This is a genomic window from Natronorubrum marinum (assembly GCF_052040125.1).
Classification (GTDB): Archaea; Halobacteriota; Halobacteria; order Halobacteriales; family Natrialbaceae; genus Natronorubrum.
Map to the genome: position 1 here is coordinate 413967 of NZ_JBPPFV010000001.1, position 16509 is coordinate 430475.

The 16509-nt window shown below is 64.6% G+C and carries 15 protein-coding genes and 1 pseudogene; 10 read left to right on the forward strand and 6 right to left on the reverse strand.

The features are described 5' to 3' along the window. Window positions 1-43 precede the first annotated feature (43 nt). Together ACSFC5_RS02125 and ACSFC5_RS02130 are read left to right on the forward strand one after the other, a co-directional pair. Entirely contained in the window at window positions 44-1759 is a 1716-nt protein-coding gene (locus ACSFC5_RS02125; RefSeq protein ID WP_440763618.1) for an ABC1 kinase family protein, read from the forward strand. A 94-nt stretch (window positions 1760-1853) separates the two neighbouring features. Continuing rightward, window positions 1854-2954, forward strand: coding sequence for an enolase-like domain-containing protein (locus ACSFC5_RS02130; protein ID WP_440763619.1), 1101 nt, complete (start codon window positions 1854-1856; stop codon window positions 2952-2954). 86 nt (window positions 2955-3040) lie between these two features. On the opposite strand, the gene ACSFC5_RS02135 is transcribed toward ACSFC5_RS02130, so the two are convergent. Next, a complete protein-coding gene (locus ACSFC5_RS02135) occupies window positions 3041-3514 on the reverse strand; it encodes a DUF8162 family protein (RefSeq protein WP_440763620.1) in 474 nt (157 codons plus the stop codon). 256 nt (window positions 3515-3770) lie between these two features. Here ACSFC5_RS02135 and ACSFC5_RS02140 point away from each other — a divergent pair, with 256 nt between their 5' ends. Next, window positions 3771-4628, forward strand: coding sequence for a universal stress protein (locus ACSFC5_RS02140; protein ID WP_440763621.1), 858 nt, complete (start codon window positions 3771-3773; stop codon window positions 4626-4628). Between the two features lie 185 nt (window positions 4629-4813). Further along, entirely contained in the window at window positions 4814-6163 is a 1350-nt protein-coding gene (locus tag ACSFC5_RS02145; protein ID WP_440763622.1) for a metallophosphoesterase, read from the forward strand. Window positions 6164-6194: 31 nt separating this feature from the next. On the opposite strand, the gene ACSFC5_RS02150 is transcribed toward ACSFC5_RS02145, so the two are convergent. Next, entirely contained in the window at window positions 6195-6344 is a 150-nt protein-coding gene (locus ACSFC5_RS02150; RefSeq protein WP_440763623.1) for a DUF7557 family protein, read from the reverse strand. Between the two features lie 255 nt (window positions 6345-6599). On the opposite strand from ACSFC5_RS02150, the gene ACSFC5_RS02155 reads away from it, so the two are divergent. From ACSFC5_RS02155 to ACSFC5_RS02165, 3 genes are all read left to right on the forward strand, one after another. Next, window positions 6600-6839 carry a DUF8593 domain-containing protein gene (locus tag ACSFC5_RS02155; protein ID WP_440763624.1) on the forward strand — a complete coding sequence of 80 codons (240 nt, stop codon included), beginning with the start codon at window positions 6600-6602 and terminating at the stop codon, window positions 6837-6839. A gap of 279 nt (window positions 6840-7118) precedes the next feature. After that, complete coding sequence (locus tag ACSFC5_RS02160; RefSeq protein ID WP_440763625.1) at window positions 7119-8231, forward strand: aminotransferase class V-fold PLP-dependent enzyme; 1113 nt, start codon at window positions 7119-7121, stop codon at window positions 8229-8231. Between the two features lie 57 nt (window positions 8232-8288). After that, window positions 8289-9119 (forward strand): universal stress protein, encoded by an 831-nt coding sequence (locus ACSFC5_RS02165; RefSeq protein WP_440763626.1) that lies wholly within the window; start codon window positions 8289-8291, stop codon window positions 9117-9119. A gap of 100 nt (window positions 9120-9219) precedes the next feature. Here the strand turns inward: ACSFC5_RS02165 and ACSFC5_RS02170 are convergent, their stop codons facing one another. Beyond that, window positions 9220-9717: a hypothetical protein gene (locus ACSFC5_RS02170; protein ID WP_440763627.1), complete on the reverse strand. Its 498-nt coding sequence runs from the start codon at window positions 9715-9717 to the stop codon at window positions 9220-9222. A 338-nt stretch (window positions 9718-10055) separates the two neighbouring features. Between ACSFC5_RS02170 and ACSFC5_RS02175 the strand changes: the two genes are divergently transcribed. From ACSFC5_RS02175 to ACSFC5_RS02185, 3 genes are all read left to right on the forward strand, one after another. Further along, window positions 10056-11390 (forward strand): metallophosphoesterase, encoded by a 1335-nt coding sequence (locus ACSFC5_RS02175; protein WP_440763628.1) that lies wholly within the window; start codon window positions 10056-10058, stop codon window positions 11388-11390. 167 nt (window positions 11391-11557) lie between these two features. Continuing rightward, complete coding sequence (gene uvrA / locus ACSFC5_RS02180; RefSeq protein WP_440763629.1) at window positions 11558-14578, forward strand: excinuclease ABC subunit UvrA; 3021 nt, start codon at window positions 11558-11560, stop codon at window positions 14576-14578. Between the two features lie 139 nt (window positions 14579-14717). Further along, the gene (locus ACSFC5_RS02185; protein WP_440763630.1) at window positions 14718-14840 is read left to right on the forward strand and encodes a hypothetical protein; all 123 of its coding nucleotides are present in this window, start codon (window positions 14718-14720) and stop codon (window positions 14838-14840) included. 206 nt (window positions 14841-15046) lie between these two features. Here ACSFC5_RS02185 and ACSFC5_RS02190 read toward each other — a convergent pair whose 3' ends face one another. The 3 genes and pseudogenes from ACSFC5_RS02190 to ACSFC5_RS02200 all read right to left on the reverse strand — a co-directional run. Continuing rightward, window positions 15047-15757, reverse strand: coding sequence for an ABC transporter ATP-binding protein (locus ACSFC5_RS02190; protein WP_440763631.1), 711 nt, complete (start codon window positions 15755-15757; stop codon window positions 15047-15049). Continuing rightward, window positions 15754-15888, reverse strand: a complete 135-nt coding sequence (locus ACSFC5_RS23320) for an ABC transporter ATP-binding protein C-terminal domain-containing protein (RefSeq protein WP_502262501.1) — start codon at window positions 15886-15888, stop codon at window positions 15754-15756. Before ACSFC5_RS23320 ends, ACSFC5_RS02190 begins: the two co-directional genes overlap by 4 nt. A gap of 54 nt (window positions 15889-15942) precedes the next feature. After that, window positions 15943-16413 (reverse strand): annotated as a pseudogene (locus ACSFC5_RS02200) (ABC transporter ATP-binding protein); the annotation flags it as partial. Window positions 16414-16509: the final 96 nt, after the last annotated feature.

Consider the following 16509-nt stretch of genomic DNA (forward strand, 5'->3'; position numbering starts at 1 on the left):
GAGGTGACCGAGACTGGTCTCCCTCCGCGCCTACAAGCGGTTCGTGCTCGTCGCCTGGCAGTTCCTCCCGCTGCTCGTCGCCTTTGCCCGTGACCGACGACGGTTCCTGCTGTTCGGCCGGTCGCGGCGGGTCGACCCCGAGACCCACCGTCACCGCGCGGAGGTCCTCCTCGAGTCGCTGTTGACCCTCGGGCCGACGTTTATCAAACTCGGTCAGTTGCTCTCGACGCGGCCGGACGTGTTGCCGCCGGCGTACATCGACGTGCTCTCGGCGCTGCAGGACGACGTGCCGCCCGCGGAGTGGGCCGAGGCGAAGGTCGTGCTCGAGGACGAACTCGGCGGGCCGCTCGAGGACCACTTCGTCGAGTTCGAGACGGAGGCGATCAGCGGCGCGAGTCTGGGGCAGGTGTACCGAGCGCGCGTCGATCCCGACGCCGTAGCGGACGACGAAGCTGCCGTCGGGGGCACCGAACGGGCGACCGATGCCGATGCCGCCGACGACGCCGGCCGCGAGGTCGCCGTCAAGATCCGCCGGCCGAACATCGAGGAACTGGTCAACGCCGACCTGCGCGTGATCAAGTGGTCGCTCCCCATCTTGCTCACCTTCGTCGACGAGTCGCGGTCGTTCTCGCTCGAGAACCTCGCCGACGAGTTCTCGAAGACGATCCGCGAGGAGATGGACTACGAGCGAGAGGCCGAGATGCTCCAGGAAATTCGCGGAAACTTCGCCGACGACGATCGGTTCGTCATCCCCGACGTGATCGAGAGCCACTCGGGGCCGCGCGTGCTCACGATGGAGTACGTCGAGGGAACGAAGATCAACGACGTCGAGGAACTCGAGCGGCGGGGGATCGACCGGACGCGAGTCGCGGAGAACTTAGAGCGATCGTATCTCCAGATGATAATCGAGGACGGCGTCTTTCACGCCGACCCGCACCCTGGTAATCTCGCGGTAACCGACGACGGACGGATCGTCTTCTACGACTTCGGGATGTCCGGTCGGGTCGATTCGTTCATCCAGGAGAAGATCGTCGACTTCTACGTCGCCGTCGCCAACCAGGACATCGACGGCATCCTCGACGCTCTCATCGAGATCGGGACGCTCAGCCCCGACGCCGACCGCGGGGTGATGGCCGAGGTGATGGAGATCGCCATCCAGGACGCCCGCGGCGAGGACGTCGAGCAGTACCGAATCAACCAGATCGTCGGGCAGATCGAGGACTCGATCTACGTCTTCCCGTTCCGTCTCCCGAAGAACCTCGCGCTGGTCCTCCGGGTCGCGACCGTCGTCGAGGGTGTCTGCGTCACCCTCGACTCCGACTTCGACTTCATCGACACCGCGACGAACTACCTCACCGAGCAGGGCTACCGGGAGGAGACCGCTCGCCAGTACGTCCGCGAAACCGGCCAGCAACTCCGCCGCAGCGGCGAGTCGCTCACGCGGCTGGCACCCAAGACCGAGCGTACGCTCGACAGACTGGACCGCGACGACCTCTTCGTCCGGATCGGCGTCGAGGACGAGGAGAAGGTCTTCGCCACGCTCGCCAAACGACTGATTTACGGCTTGTTACTGACCATGTCGCTGTTCTCGATGGGCGTCCTCTACGCTCTCGAGGCCCCCGAAGCCAGCGTCGTCGCCGCGGTCTTCTCCGTCCTGGTGACGATCCAGCTCTACCGGTCGTTCCGCGAGCCGCGAACGACCCGCGTCAAACCGCAGTTCACCCGCCAGAACCTGCGTCAGCGACGCGACGAGAAGTGAGTTCGCCCCCGTTTACGACCGCGAGTCCCGTACCCCCTTCGAACGAGACTCTGTCGCCTGCAACCTTCATTCCTCTGGCCCACGTCTAGCCCGTATGGACTACGACCGGATCGCCGATCTGTCGCTGTCGATCGATGCGATGTCGACCGAACGGCTGGAACGGGAGACCTCGAGCGAGTTCACCCGCGTCTCAACCGAGTTCGCGCTGACCGGACCCGGATCGAACGCCGACGACGTTCATAGCGATCCCATCGTCGGCCGCGGTGAGGACGTCACCTATGAGACGGACGAGCACGACGCGCTGGCCGAGTCGGGGCTGCCCGACCTCACCGGCGAGTATACCGTCGACTCCTTTTCCGCCCGCCTCGAGTCGGTCGATCTGTTCCCAGCGGGCGCACCCGACCGCGAGGTCTTTCGGAACTATCGCCGCTGGGGCCTCGAGAGCGCCGCGCTGGATCTCGCGCTTCGGCAGGCCGGCACCGACGTCGCGAGCGCGCTCGGCCGCTCGTTCGACCCCGTTCGATTCGTCGCCAGCACGCGACTGGGCGAACCGCCGACGACTGACCGACTCGAGCAGTTGCGCGACCGGGTTCCCGACCTCGAGTTCAAACTCGATCCGATTCCTGAGTGGGACGACGACCTCGTGAGTGCGATCGACGAGAGCGTCGGCACCGACAGCATCCGAATTCTCGATCTCAAGGGCCAGTACGAGGGAACCGAAGTCGACGTCCCGGCGGACCCGGAACTGTACCGGCGCGTTCTCGAGGCCTTCCCCGACGCCGTCGTCGAGGACCCCGCGCTGACCGACGAGACCGAGCCCCTGTTCGAGGACGACGCGGTTCGACGCCGCGTCTCCTGGGACGCCCCGATCGACGGACTCGAGGACGTCCGGTCGCTCCCGTGGGAGCCCGACTGGCTCAACATCAAACCCTCGCGATTCGGCTCGCTCGAATCGCTGCTCGAGACGATCGCCCACTGTGAGGAGCGCGATATTCGACTGTACGGCGGCGGTCAGTTCGAACTCGGCGTCGGTCGCGGCCACATCCAGACGCTCGCGTCGCTGTACTACCCGGACGGCCCCAACGACGTCGCGCCGCGGGCGTACAACGAGTCCATGGCCGGGACCGAACTGCCGGCGAGTCCGCTCGATCCGCCCGCAGCGCCGGTCGGCTTTCGGTGGGACCGCGACGCGTAGCCGGGCGGGATGGGTCGGTGTAACAGACGACTGTCGACTACTGTGTGCGGGCGACGCCGAACTGGTGTGACCCGGCTCGACTGTTCTCACCACCCACCCGGTAGGGAGAGAACGACCCCGATAATCGCCAGCGGGATGGCAAACACGAGCGCGTACCAAAACGCACCGACCGCTAGCAACGTCCAAGTCGAGAGGCCGTACCCGGTTGGATCCCAGTCGATACCCACTTGTGGCAGTCCGACCGCGCCGATAATCGGGACGGCAACGACGTAGCAGACAGAAAGGAGTGTGGTGGCAGCGAGGATCGGTGGCCCCCAGATCCCGTCCTCGCCGGCGAGTGCGATTGCCACGCTGACGCCGACGATATAGGGTAACGACCCCGCCAGTCCGATCAGGGCGTATGAGAGCCCTGCCGAATCGGTCGGCGGGAGCGCGCGAAAGAGCGCACGAATCCGACTCGAGGCAGAAATGGGGGCGGTCATTGCAGTCGCGACAACGCCAGGAGCAAGGAGGAACGCCAGCAAGAATAGGATACTCTGGAGGGACTCAAGGACGGCCATGCGGGGAAACGAGTGAGCCAGCGATAACTATTCTTTGGACTAGGTAACTCCCTCGCACGGATCTTCGTCCTAACGTCTCACCTCGTTCTACCCCTGACCCCGCTCGAGAACAGCCTCGGCCGTCTCTGCCCCAACGTCCGTATATCCATTCGCGTGATACTACCGCGTAGTCGGCCGACTCGTATGCCACACGAGGGGAACGCCTTCATAGGCGGGTCAAACGGTATACCGATCCGGAACGAAGTTAGCGACGGCCATGTACGACCGCATACTCGTTCCCGTCGACGGGAGCGATTCGGCGACGGCAGCGCTGGATCACGCGCTCGAGATTGCCAGCGATCACGACGCGACCGTCACCCTCCTCTACGTCGCGGACACGAACGAGCCGAGTCAGACCCGCATCGGTACCAACGTCAAGGACATCCTCGAACGCGAAGGCAACGAGATCGTTTCGGACGCGCGGGAACGAGCAGCGGACAGCGACGCTCCTGTTACCACAGACATCGTTCAGGGCATGATTCACGACGCGATCGTCGACTATGCTGAGACGAAGGACGTCGATCTCGTGGCGATGGGGACCCACGATCGAGACGGCCTCGAGCGATACGTCATCGGGAGCGTCGCCGAACGTGTCGTTAATACGGCACCAATGCCAGTACTGACCGTTCGTGTGTCTGAGGATAGCCCGACCTATCCGTATCAATCCGTCCTCGTCCCGATCGACGGAAGCGCGCACGCGACAACTGCACTGCGGACGGGTGCGGCCATCGCGAAGCACCACGGTGCGACGCTTCACCTCCTCGTCGTCCTTGAGGACGGACTCTTTGGATCGGTCGGCGAGACTGATCGCGAGCGTCAGGCGAGGGACTTGCTCGAGGACGCCGAGTCGACGGCGAACGACGAGGGTGTCCACGATATCGTGATTGCCGTCGAATCGGGATCGGTACCGACGGAGATCGTCGCGTATGCCGACGCCGCGGGAACCGATCTGGTAGTGATGGGGACCCACGGTCGCACGGGACTGGACGAGCGGTTCCTCGGCAGTATTTCCGAACGGGTCCTCCGCGCCGCATCGGTCCCCGTCCTGACGACGAATCGTCGAGACGGTTCATGAATTGGCGTTGTCGAAACGACCACACGGGTAGCGCCCGGTGTTGTCGTCTCGAGGGCCGAAATGAGCTACTCGAGAGCGGGGACATGCCGCCGGCGAACGGTGTGGTGAGGGTTGTCACCAGTACGTACGTACCGATGTGACGAGCGGGAGTAGCACTATACCCGTCGAAGTCGAACGTCGAAGCCATGGCCGACACTGTCGCCGATCCGGTCTACTACGTGATCAGCGACCTCCATATGGGCGGCGACGAGCAACTGGGCGAAATCGACTTCCTCGAGGAATTACTCGCGTTTCTCGAGCGGTTGGAGACGACCGACGAGGACGCGGAGTTGATCATCAACGGCGACGCGTTCGGTCTGTGGGAGTTCACCGAGCCCGAGGGAGTAGCGAAGTTCGATGTTCTCACGGAGCGCTATCCGGAACTGTTCGAACAGCTGCGCGCGACTGGAGATTCGATTCCCATCACGCTGTTGCCGGGCAATCACGACAGCGATCTCGCCGCGTACGACGAGTACGTGAGCCGGTTGGCCGACTACAACATTACCCTCGTTCAGGACCAGTCGATCGTTCGACCGGTTGGCGATCGGACGATTCACTTCGAACACGGGCACCAGCAGGATCCCAACAACCGATTCAGGGACTTCGGCAACCCCTTCGAGACGCCGTTGGGCTACTTTTACAACGCGCTCGTCACGAGCCGAGCCGGCCAGCTCTCCGATCGAGGGCGGTACAACTGGTTGAAGGACGTCCAGGCGGTCACGCCGACCGAGCGGGTCCCGAACTGGCTCCTCTCGAAGTACTTTTACCGCGAGATGAACCCCCTCCTGCGGTACGCCGTGATTCCGTTCCTGCTGTTGTTCTACGTTAGCGCCATCATCGCCGTACTGGCAGGGCTGGACGTCGCCGGCGTCTGGACGATGCCGGTCGAGCAGGCTGATGCGGTTCTCGACCGGCTGGGACTGGTCGGGGAGACCGTTCACTTCCTCCTCGTCGTCAACGCGGCGATCACTGGCATGATTCTCATCGTAGGGGTTCCCGTCTACTTCATTTTTCGCGACGTCGGGCAGACCGTCGATCGGTTCGGCGTGTTCGAGACGGACCTCACCGTCGACCCCGAAGCGCCGTACGTCGAGGCCGCCCGCGAGGTGTTCGACGACCGACCGGAGACGGCGATCTTCTGCTACGGTCACACCCACCGGCCGTCGGTGACCGAGATCGACGGCCGACTGCTCGTCAACACGGGCACGTGGCTGAAACGCCTCCACCGTCGGGACGTCGTCGCGGGGCTGCTCCCGCCCGTGTTCTACCCGTCCTACCAGCTCTGTGCCGTCCGAATATCTGCCGATCCTGACGGCGTGGCTGTCGAATACGAGGAAATCGAGAAAACGGCCCCCCGCGCGGAGGAGATCACCCGAACCGAGCGCCTGCTCACGCTGGGGCGGGCACCGACGCCGACGTTGCCGGATCGAACGGTCGTCACCAACGAACTACCGGATTCGGTGACTGACGTTGATCGAGAGGCGGACCCGCCGTAAAACGCCGCACGGTCGGCCACCATCGCTCGAGTCACTCGGAGTAGCCTTCCCGGAGGAACGCGCCATCGGTCTCGTAGATCGAGACCAGTTCCTCGAGGAATTCCTCGATGGTCTGATCCTCCTCGCAGTGGCTGTCGAGTCGGTCCTTCAGGTCGTCGCTGATCTCGATGGTGTGGGTCATGGGTGGAACGAGGCGTCGTCGCTAGTCACGGCAGCCGTCGGCAAATACTCCGGGGGCGCGTGTGCAGCGGATCGCGTGGGCCGGTGGGACCTCCCTCGCTCCGGTCGGCAGGGATATCTTTTGCTCCGGCCGGCGGGACGGTAGTTCGCTCCGGGCCACGGAAGGGAAACCACCCGAGCGGCACTGGAGGGTCGCCCGACCGGACCGGCACGGGACGGCCACGAAGTTATCCCGGCCGTCGTGATAGCATTCGCTATGACAGCGACACTGACCGACGACGAAGTCGGGAAGAAAGTGATCGACGTGGAAGGGAAAGAGCTCGGAATCGTCGCGCAGGTCGACGGTGGCCGCGCCGCCGTGGATCCGAACCCCTCCGTCGCGGAGCACGTGCTCGCGAAAATCGGCGTGGAGGGGGAAGACGAGGAGGATTACATCGTTACGGAAGACATGCTCGAGACCGTCGGCGAGGATATCGTTCTCCGCGGCGAACTCTGAGGGACGGCCGCGGACGCCTCCCTCCTGCGAACACAGTATCGACGCGACACAGTGCAATTGCCTCGTGTCCCGTCCAAGTTACCATGCCCATAGTTACCACTAATCACAACGAGTTTCCCGACGAAGTGCCGTCGGAGCCGTCGTTTCCGCTGGGCCAGCGGCCGCTCCACGAGTACGTCGCCCCCGACGGAGTGAGAGCGAAACAGAGACAGGAGACGAGCACCGAACGGAGCCACGCGAAAGCGAGTTGCTAACACGACGGGCCGCGAACGAGTGCGCATGACACCGCTGGAGCTTCGCGAAACCGTTCCGGCGCTCGAGTCCGCCGCCTACCTGAACTGGGGTGCGGGCGGGCCGAGTCCGCGACGCGTCGTCGACGCGGCCGAATCGACCCTCGAGCACCACGAGTACGAGGCACCGACCAACGAGGGACAGTACCCCGCCGCGTTCGACGTCTACGACGAGTCGCGAGCGGCGGTAGCCGGCGTGCTCGGTGCCGACGCAGACGAAATCGCGCTCACCGAGAGCACGACGGACGGGATCAACCGAGTTGCGGGTGCCATCGACTGGGAGGCGGGGGACGTCGTCGTCCGGACCGACCTCGAGCACTCCGCGGGAACCCTCCCGTGGCAGCGACTCGAAGCCGAACGCGGGATCGAAATTCGAACCCTCGAGACGGAACGCGGCCGTCTCGACCTCGAGTCCGTGAAAGCGGCGGCGAGCGAGGCGACCCTGTTCTGCGTGAGTTCGCTCACCTGGACGCACGGCACCCGGCTGCCGATTTCGGACATCGTCGACGTCGCCCACGACGCGGGGGCGCTCGTGCTCGTCGACGCCGTCCAGGCTCCCGGACAGCTGCCGGTCGACGTCGGGGACTGGGGGGCCGACTTCGTCGTCGCCGCGGGCCACAAGTGGCTCTGTGCGCCGTTCGGCTCCGGCTTCCTCTACGTTCGGGATGGACTCGTGCGCGAACGAGACCTCGTGCCGCCCGCCATCGGCTACCGTAGCGTCGTCGACGAGAACGCCGTCGACTACCGGTACGAACCAGGGGCGAAGCGGTTCGAGGTCGCGACCGCGAGTCCGGCCCCCTACGCCGGGTTGACGGAAGCGATCGACTGTCTCGAGGAGGTCGGTATCGAGACGGTTCGCGACCGGATCGAGACGCTGACGGATCGGCTCAAAGCGGGCCTCTCCGACGAGCAGTTGCTGAGTCCGCGGCGCTACGAGTCGGGGCTCGTGACCATCGCGGTCGACGAGCCGGAACCCACCGTCGAGCGACTCTCGGAACGCGGAATCGTGGTCAGGTCGCTTCCCGGCCCCGAGGCGATTCGCGCGTCGATCCACGCGTTCAACACCCGCGAGGACGTGGACGCGTTACTCGAGGAATCGTAACTCCCGATCGACTGGAACGAGAGGTAGCTGTAAGGGGCGTCGGAACGACGGATACGTATGTTCGAACGGATCCTCGTGCCGACAGACGGAAGTGGCCCGGCGAACGCGGCGCTCGAGTACGCCGGCGAAATAGCCGCCGTCGAGCAGGTGACCGTCCACATCCTGTACGTGATCGATCCGGACGAGACGGAGGAGATGGACGACCCTCTCGCTGGGAGTCGCGACTGGGCAGGGGAGACCGGCTCACCGATCATCGAAGAGATCGAGACCGGCGAGCCGCGGGACACGATCCTCGAGGCCGCCGTCGAGCACGACGTCGACGCGATCGTCATGGGGACGCGCGGCCGACGCGGCGTCGGTCGACTCCTGCTCGGCAGCGTGACCGAGTCGATCGTCCGCGACGCCGACGTCCCCGTCCTCGTCGTCCGGGGTGCGCCCGAGGTCAGACGCCCCTATCCGATCGAAACGATCGTGGTTCCGACCGACGGGAGCGCACACGCCGAAGTCGCCCTCGAGCGCGCGCTGACGGTCGCAGCCCACCACGACGCGACCGTTCACCTCCTCTCGATCGTCGACGTCACGCCGGCGGGAATCGAAGACCAGAACGATCTCAGGCTCGATCGACTCGAGCGGTACGCCCGCCGAGTCGTCGAGGAGGGCGTCGAGCGGGCGGCAAACTTGGGCGTCGAGACGGAGGTGATGGTCACGTACGGCTCGACCCACCGGAAGATTCGAACGTACGCGGACGACGTCGATGCGGACCTCCTCGTGATGGGGACGCACGGACGCAGCGGGCTCGATCGGCTCCTCCTGGGGAGCGTCACGGAACGCGTCTTGCGGACGGCGACGACGCCGGTGCTGACGGTTCGAGCAGCGAGCGAGGAGTAAACGCTGGCTGTTCCAGCATGGCGGCCCCGGTCAGTCGGTCTCGAGTCCGCAGGGGTGTCAGTTGGAAGTGGCCGATTTCGAGTCGGGCGGGACGCTGGCGTCAGTCGCCGTCAGTCGATCTCGAGTCCGCCGCGGCTTCGACGAGCGTCTCCCGCTCCTCGAAGTACGCCGGGGCGTCGCGGTCCGCTTCGAACCGAATGATGCGTTCTAGCGCCGCCGACCCGTCGTCGGCGTCGGACTGCAGATCCTCGCCGAGATCGGTGTACGCCGCTGCGAGATCCTGAAACGCCTGCATGCGCGTTTGCTTGGCTTCGACGAGAAGCTGTTTCTCCTTGACGTCGTTCTCGAGCGCTTCCAGGGCGTCGATATCGACGTCGCCCGGTCCGGCCGGGGTCGACGGGCCGCCGACCCCTTCGACGCCCGACGCGTGCTCTTCGAGTCGCGTCCGGAGTTCGGCCATCTTCTCGTCGATTTCGGAGAGCAGGTCGTCAGCTTCGTCGCGCATCGTCTCGACGCGCCCCGAGAGCAAGCCGGCCTGCGTGTGACAGTAGTCGACGAACTCCTCGACGACCAGTTCCGGGCCGGTGTCGTCGCTCATAGCGATCCGTTCGTGCTTCTGACCGAAGTCAGTTTGGACTGAGCGGTTCGGTAGCTCGAGGAAAGAGGGAACCCGCATTGAATTTCGAGTGTCGCATCCGCGAACGGCCGATAGCGCAGCGATACTGCCCGAAGACGCAGTGAACGATGTCGTTTGCGACGGTAAAGCCGTTGCGTGCTGTCGAACACGCGACGCGTTTTCGACCGGCTCGGCGGAACGCCGTTCTTCCGGGGTTAGCGTAGCATTTTGCACGCGGTTCGAGCGAGTGCAGCAGAGGGGATCCGCAGCACGACGGGACGTTCATAATGACTTTACCGCCGGCTCTAAAACGTGATGGCATGGCTGCTGACGCCGACGATACTGTCTACTACGTGATCAGTGACCTCCATATCGGCGGCGACGAGCAACTCGAGGAGGTGGAGTTTCTCGACGAACTGCTCGCCTTTCTCAAGCGCCTGGAGACGACCGACGAGGACGCGGAGTTGATCATCAACGGCGACGCGTTCGGCCTGTGGGAGTTCACCCGAATCGACGGCATCGAGAAATTCGACGCGCTGGCGGAGACGTATCCGAAGCTGTTCGCCCAGTTCCGGGCGACCGGCGAGAACGTCCCGATCACGCTCCTGCCGGGCAACCACGACCACGAGCTGGCCGCCTACGACGAGTACGTCGAGCGCTTTGCCGAGTACAACGTCGATCTCGTACAGAAGCAGTCGATCAGCCGTCCCGTCGGCGAGCAAGCGATTCACTTCGAACACGGTCATCAGCACGATTCCAACAACCGCATCGAGGACTGGGGGAACCCGCACGCGTCGCCGCTCGGCTACTACTACAACACGCAGGTGACGAGCCGGGCGGGCCAGCTGTCCGAACGGGGACGGTACAACTGGTTGAAAGACGTCCAGGCGGTTACGCCGACCGAGCGGATGCCGGTCTGGCTGTTCTCGAAGTACTTCTACCGCGAGATGAACCCGCTCATGCGGTACGCGCTCGTCCCGTTCTTGCTGGTGTTCAACATCAGCGCCCTCCTCGCCGTGCTCGCGGGACTCGATCTGGCCGGCGTCGTCTCGCTGCCGGTCGACCAGACCGAGGCCTATCTCGGCCAGTTCGGGCTGGCGGGGACGGCCGTCTGGTTCCTGCTCGCGATCAACGTCGGGGTCGCCGGACTGCTCGTGCTCGTCGGCATTCCGGTCTACTTCCTGAAACGGGACGTCAGGAAGACGATCGATCGCTTCGGGGTGTTCGAGACGGACATCACCGTCGACCCCGAAAAGCCCTACGTAGCGGCGGCTCGAGACGTCTTCGACGAACGGCCGGAGACGGCCGTCTTCTGTTACGGTCACACCCACCGTCCGGGCGTGCGGGACATCGGCGACGGGCTGCTCGTCAACTCCGGGACGTGGTTGAAACGGCTCCACCGCCGCGACGGGATCATCGGCATCCTGCCGCCGGTGTTCTACCCGTCCTACCAGCTCTGTGCCGTCCGTATCGCGCCCGAATCCGACGGCGTGGCCGTCGAGTACGAAGAGATCCAGAAACCGAGTCCGAGCCCGGACGAGCTCACCCTCACCGAACGGCTGCTCACGCTGGGTCGGAAACCGGATCCCGAACTGCCCGACCGAACGGTCGTCGAGGGAACGAGGACCGTTCGGCCGGCCGAACCCGCCGAGTGACCGAATCGGCGGTACCGTCTCGCTCGAGTCGCACCGAAACTCCATTTGCTAGCATAGCCCACGCTACCGGGCTTCCAGACCCGTTAAGTCCCTTCGGCCACTGACTCACTCACAGTGAATCGAGCAGCGAGTCGCGAGTATCTGCAGTCACCAGTCACCACCAACACATGAGCAAGGACTACATCGAGGTGCGGGGGGCGGAGGAGCACAACCTCAAGGACCTCGACGTCACGATCCCCCGAGAAGCGTTCACCGTCGTCACCGGTCTCTCCGGATCGGGGAAGTCGTCGCTGGCGTTCGAAACGATCTACGCCGAAGGCCAGCGCCGGTACATCGAGAGCCTCTCGGCGTACGCCCGAAACTTCCTCGGCCAGATGGACAAACCGCAGGTCGAGACCGTGGAGGGGCTCTCCCCGGCGATCTCGATCGACCAGAAGAACGCCGCGAACAATCCCCGATCGACGGTGGGGACGGTTACGGAGCTCCACGATTACCTCCGGCTGCTCTACGCCCGCGTCGGCACCCCCCACTGTCCGGAGTGCGGCCGCGAAGTCGGCGAGCAGTCGGCCCAGAACATGGTCGAGCGCATCCTCGAACTCCCCGAGGATACCAAGGTCAAACTCGCGGCCCCGGTCGTCCGCGACCAGAAGGGCGCCTTCGAGGACCTGTTCGACGAACTCGTCTCGGAGGGCTACGCCCGCGTCGAGGTCGACGGCGAGGAGCACGACCTCACGCTCGACAGGCCCGAACTGGACGAGAACTTCGACCACACGATCGACGTGATCGTCGACCGCATCACGGTCTCGACCGAGGCCCGCCCGCGGATCATCGACAGCGTCGAGACGGCGCTCGAGGAAGCCGAGGGCGTCCTGAAGGTCATCCTTCCCGACGCGCCGAAAGACGTCGCGAGCGATCTGGGCGACGCGGCCCGCCGAACGGGCGCGCTGGGCGACGAGACCGAGGAGGACGACCGCTTCGTCGTCGAGTTCTCGAAGGATCTCGCGTGTACCCACTGCGGAATCGACGTCCCCGAGATCGAGACCAGATCGTTCTCGTTCAACTCGCCCCACGGAGCCTGTCCCGAGTGTGAGGGGCTGGGCGAGACGAAGGAGATCGATGAGAGCCTCGTCATCCAGGACGAGTCCAAGTCGCTGAAACACGTCTTCGAGCCCTGGAGCTACAACCGCTCGTACTACCAGACACGCCTCGACGCCGTCGCCGAACACTTCGATGTCTCGCTGTCGACGCCGTTTGCGGAGATCGACGACGAGATCCAGCAAGCGTTTCTCTACGGCACCAACGAGAAAGTGACGTTCGAACGCCACACGAAAAACGGTACCCGACGCAAGCGTAAACAGTTCGAAGGCGTCATTCCGAACCTCGAGCGGCGCTACCTCGAGACGGACTCGGATTCGACCCGCGATCACATCGAGGACTACATGTCGGCGACGGAGTGTCCGGCCTGCGACGGCACTCGTCTGAAGGCCGCGAGCCGGGCCGTCCTGGTCGACGGCACCGCGATCACGGAGATCAACGCACTGAGCATCGGCGACGCCCTAGAGCACTTCGAGTCGATGGAAGCCGACCTCACCGAGCGTGAGAAGGTGATCGCCGAAGAGATCTTAAAGGAGATCCGATCACGGCTCGGCTTCATGTGCGAGGTCGGACTCGAGTACCTCACGTTAGACCGGGAAGCGGCCACGCTCTCCGGCGGCGAGAGCCAGCGGATTCGACTGGCGACGCAGATCGGTTCGGGTCTCGTCGGCGTCCTCTACGTGCTGGACGAGCCCTCGATCGGGCTCCACCAGCGGGACAACGACCGACTGCTCGATACCTTAGAAGAGCTGCGCGACATCGGCAACACCCTGATCGTCGTCGAACACGACGAGGAGACGATGCGCCGGGCGGATCAGGTCATCGACATGGGGCCCGGCCCCGGCAAGCGCGGTGGCGAGGTCGTCGCGAACGGGCCCGTCGAGGAGGTCAAGGCGACCGAGGGATCGGTCACCGGCGACTACCTCTCCGGCCGCCGCCAGATTCCGGTTCCCGACGAGCGACGGGGCCCAGACGGCGGTCCCGCGAGCGAAGCGAGTGGGACTACGTCGGACGAGCAAACCGAGTCCGACGGCGCGCTGACGATCCGCGGCGCCCGCCAGCACAATCTGGACGACGTCGACGTCGACATCCCGCTGGGCTGTTTCACGGCGATCACGGGCGTCTCGGGCTCCGGCAAGTCCACGCTGATGCACGAGGTGCTCTACAAGGGACTGGCCCGACAGATGAACGACAACACGAGCGTGATTCCGGGCGAGCACGACGCGCTCGAGGGCCTCGAGGCGATCGAGACCGTCCGACTGATCGACCAGTCGCCGATCGGTCGAACCCCCCGATCCAATCCGGCGACGTACACCAACGTCTTCGACTACATCCGCGACCTGTTCGCCTCGACGAAGCTGGCGAAACAGCGCGGCTACGAGAAGGGGCGCTTTTCGTTCAACGTCAAAGGCGGCCGCTGCGAGGAGTGTGGCGGACAGGGAACGGTCAAAATCGAGATGAACTTCCTTTCCGACGTGTATGTCCCCTGTGAGGAGTGTGACGGCGCGCGGTACAACGACGCCACCTTAGACGTGACGTACAAGGGCAAGACGATCGCCGACGTGCTCGAGATGGAAGTCGAGGAAGCCTACGACTTCTTCGAGTCCTCGAGCCAGATTCGGCGGCGGCTTCAGCTACTCAAGGACGTCGGGCTGGGCTACATGACGCTCGGACAGCCCTCGACGACCCTCTCGGGCGGGGAGGCCCAGCGGGTCAAGCTGGCGGAGGAACTCGGGAAAAAGGACTCTGGCGAGACGCTCTACCTGCTCGACGAGCCCACCACCGGACTCCACAGCGAGGACGAGCGCAAACTCATCGACGTCCTCCACCGGCTGACCGACAACGGCAACACCATCGTCGTCATCGAACACGAACTCGACCTCGTGAAGAACGCCGACCACGTCATCGACCTCGGTCCCGAAGGCGGCGAGCACGGCGGCGAAATCGTCGCGACGGGGACGCCGGAGGACGTCGCCCGACTCGAGGAGTCGCACACCGGGCGCTACCTGCGCGACCTGCTGCCGAAGATCGACCTCGAGGGGCCGCGCGGCGAGCGCGTCGAACCGGTGTCGGCGCCGATGGACGACGACTGAGTTGCTTCGGTTCTCACCACCGGTCTCTCGCGTGGCGTGGTCGGTCGCTCTGAACCCGTCCATGGGGGAGACCGTCTATATGCCCGTTCGGCTACTGACTGGATACTGTCGCCCGGAACCGCCGGGGCGGCCATCACCAATGACCGATCGAAACGTACACGACGCGACCGGGTGTCTGAAGTGTAACACGACGATGACTGCGGTCGGCGGCCGACTCACGTGCCCCGCCTGTGGCTGGGGTGAGTGTGCGGGCGCTGACTGATACGGTGCTGTTCCATAGCCGTTTCCGACGGGTGCTCGAACGGACCACGTCGAAACTCGTCGGGGCGTGTTTTGTACGGTAAATAGGGCTCTCGACGCTAAGTTCCCGTCGCGGCCGCTCGAGACTGTTCGTTCCGTTCGCTCTATGCACTCAGTCGTGAGAACGGAACCGTAAACGCAGGGCGGATCGGCTGTCGATGCCGATCGTCAGCCGCCGAGATACAGCTTGGACACTTCTTCGTTGTCCAGCAGCGCGTCGGCTTCGTCCTCGAATCGCACGGTTCCCTGATCGAGGACGTAGCCCCGATCGGAGATTCCCAGCCCCTTCTTGGCGTTCTGTTCGACCATCAGGATCGCCGTGTTCATGGCGTTGACCTCTTGGACGTCCCTGAACACGTCGTCGGCGGTGTTCGGTGCCAGTCCCGCGGAGGGTTCGTCGATCAGGAGCACGTCCGGTTCCATCACCAGCGCACGGGCCAGTGCGAGGACCTGCCGTTGGCCCCCCGAGAGGTTCTTGGCTTTCGCCGAGCGCTTCTCGTCGAGCAGCGGGAACCGGTCGTACAGCGTCTCGAGCACCGGCCCGAGGTCGTCGTCGCGGGCGACACCGCCCATCCGCAGATTCTCCTCGATCGTCAGCGAGCCGAACACGTTCTCCGTCTGGGGGACGAAACCGATTCCCTCGCGGACGATGTCTTCGGGTGCCATACCGCCGATATCGTCGTCGTGGTAGCGGACGGCTCCCTCCCACGGCGTCAGCATGCCGAACGCGGTTTTGAGTACCGTCGACTTCCCGGCGCCGTTCGGACCGATCAGACAGACGACCTCGCCCGCGTCGAGGTGGAGCGAGCAGTCGTCGAGCACCTGTACCTCGCCGTAGCCGCTGTCGACGGCCTCGAGTGCGAGAACGTGGTCGCTCATACGCCACCACCACCGAGGTAGGCGTCGATGACCTGGGTGTCCGACTGGATTTGGTGTGGTGCCCCTTCGGTGAGCACGCGCCCTCGGTCGAGGACGACGATCGGATCGGCGAGCTCCATGACGAACTCCATGTCGTGTTCGATGAGCAGGAAGGTCGTCCCCTGCTCGTTCAGCCGCCGAATCTGTTCGGCGAGCTTGTTCCTGAGCGTCGGGTTGACGCCCGCAACCGGCTCGTCGAGCAGGAGGATTTCCGGTTCGGCGAGCATCGCACGCGCCAACTCGACCAGTTTCATCTGGCCGCCGGAGATATCCGTCGCGGCCTGCGTCGCGAGGTGATCGATTTCGAACTCCTCGAGGATGCGTTCGACGTCTTCTACGTTCCGTTTCTCGTGTTCGCCGACGGTCTCGGGATCGGTGAACAGTTTGATGAACGACTCGCCGGGCTGATTCCGCGGACCGACGAGCATCGCCTCGCGGACGGTCATTCCCTCGAGCTTACGCGGGGTCTGGAACGTCCGGATGAGGCCGTGTTCGGCGACCTGATATGGTTCCTTCCCGGTGACGTCGGTTCCGTTGACCGTCACGGAACCGCCGTCGGGCTCGTAGAAGCCGGAGATGAGGTTGAACAGGGTCGATTTTCCGGCTCCGTTCGGTCCGATCAGCCCCGTAATCGTTCCACGTTCGACCTCGAAGGTGGCGTGGTCGGTCGCGACGAGCGCGCCGAAGGACTTCTGGAGGTCCTCCACCCGGAG

Coding starts and splice junctions, on each gene's coding strand:
- ACSFC5_RS02165 (WP_440763626.1), top strand. CDS start 8,289: ATGTTCGAACGGATCCTCGTGCCGACAGACGGAAGTGGCCCGGCGAAC.
- ACSFC5_RS02175 (WP_440763628.1), top strand. CDS start 10,056: ATGGCTGCTGACGCCGACGATACTGTCTACTACGTGATCAGTGACCTC.
- ACSFC5_RS02135 (WP_440763620.1), bottom strand. CDS start 3,514: ATGGCCGTCCTTGAGTCCCTCCAGAGTATCCTATTCTTGCTGGCGTTC.
- ACSFC5_RS02190 (WP_440763631.1), bottom strand. CDS start 15,757: ATGAGCGACCACGTTCTCGCACTCGAGGCCGTCGACAGCGGCTACGGC.
- ACSFC5_RS02145 (WP_440763622.1), top strand. CDS start 4,814: ATGGCCGACACTGTCGCCGATCCGGTCTACTACGTGATCAGCGACCTC.
- ACSFC5_RS02160 (WP_440763625.1), top strand. CDS start 7,119: ATGACACCGCTGGAGCTTCGCGAAACCGTTCCGGCGCTCGAGTCCGCC.
- ACSFC5_RS23320 (WP_502262501.1), bottom strand. CDS start 15,888: ATGGAGTTCGTCATGGAGCTCGCCGATCCGATCGTCGTCCTCGACCGA.
- uvrA (WP_440763629.1), top strand. CDS start 11,558: ATGAGCAAGGACTACATCGAGGTGCGGGGGGCGGAGGAGCACAACCTC.
- ACSFC5_RS02150 (WP_440763623.1), bottom strand. CDS start 6,344: ATGACCCACACCATCGAGATCAGCGACGACCTGAAGGACCGACTCGAC.
- ACSFC5_RS02155 (WP_440763624.1), top strand. CDS start 6,600: ATGACAGCGACACTGACCGACGACGAAGTCGGGAAGAAAGTGATCGAC.
- ACSFC5_RS02130 (WP_440763619.1), top strand. CDS start 1,854: ATGGACTACGACCGGATCGCCGATCTGTCGCTGTCGATCGATGCGATG.
- ACSFC5_RS02170 (WP_440763627.1), bottom strand. CDS start 9,717: ATGAGCGACGACACCGGCCCGGAACTGGTCGTCGAGGAGTTCGTCGAC.
- ACSFC5_RS02185 (WP_440763630.1), top strand. CDS start 14,718: ATGACCGATCGAAACGTACACGACGCGACCGGGTGTCTGAAGTGTAAC.
- ACSFC5_RS02140 (WP_440763621.1), top strand. CDS start 3,771: ATGTACGACCGCATACTCGTTCCCGTCGACGGGAGCGATTCGGCGACG.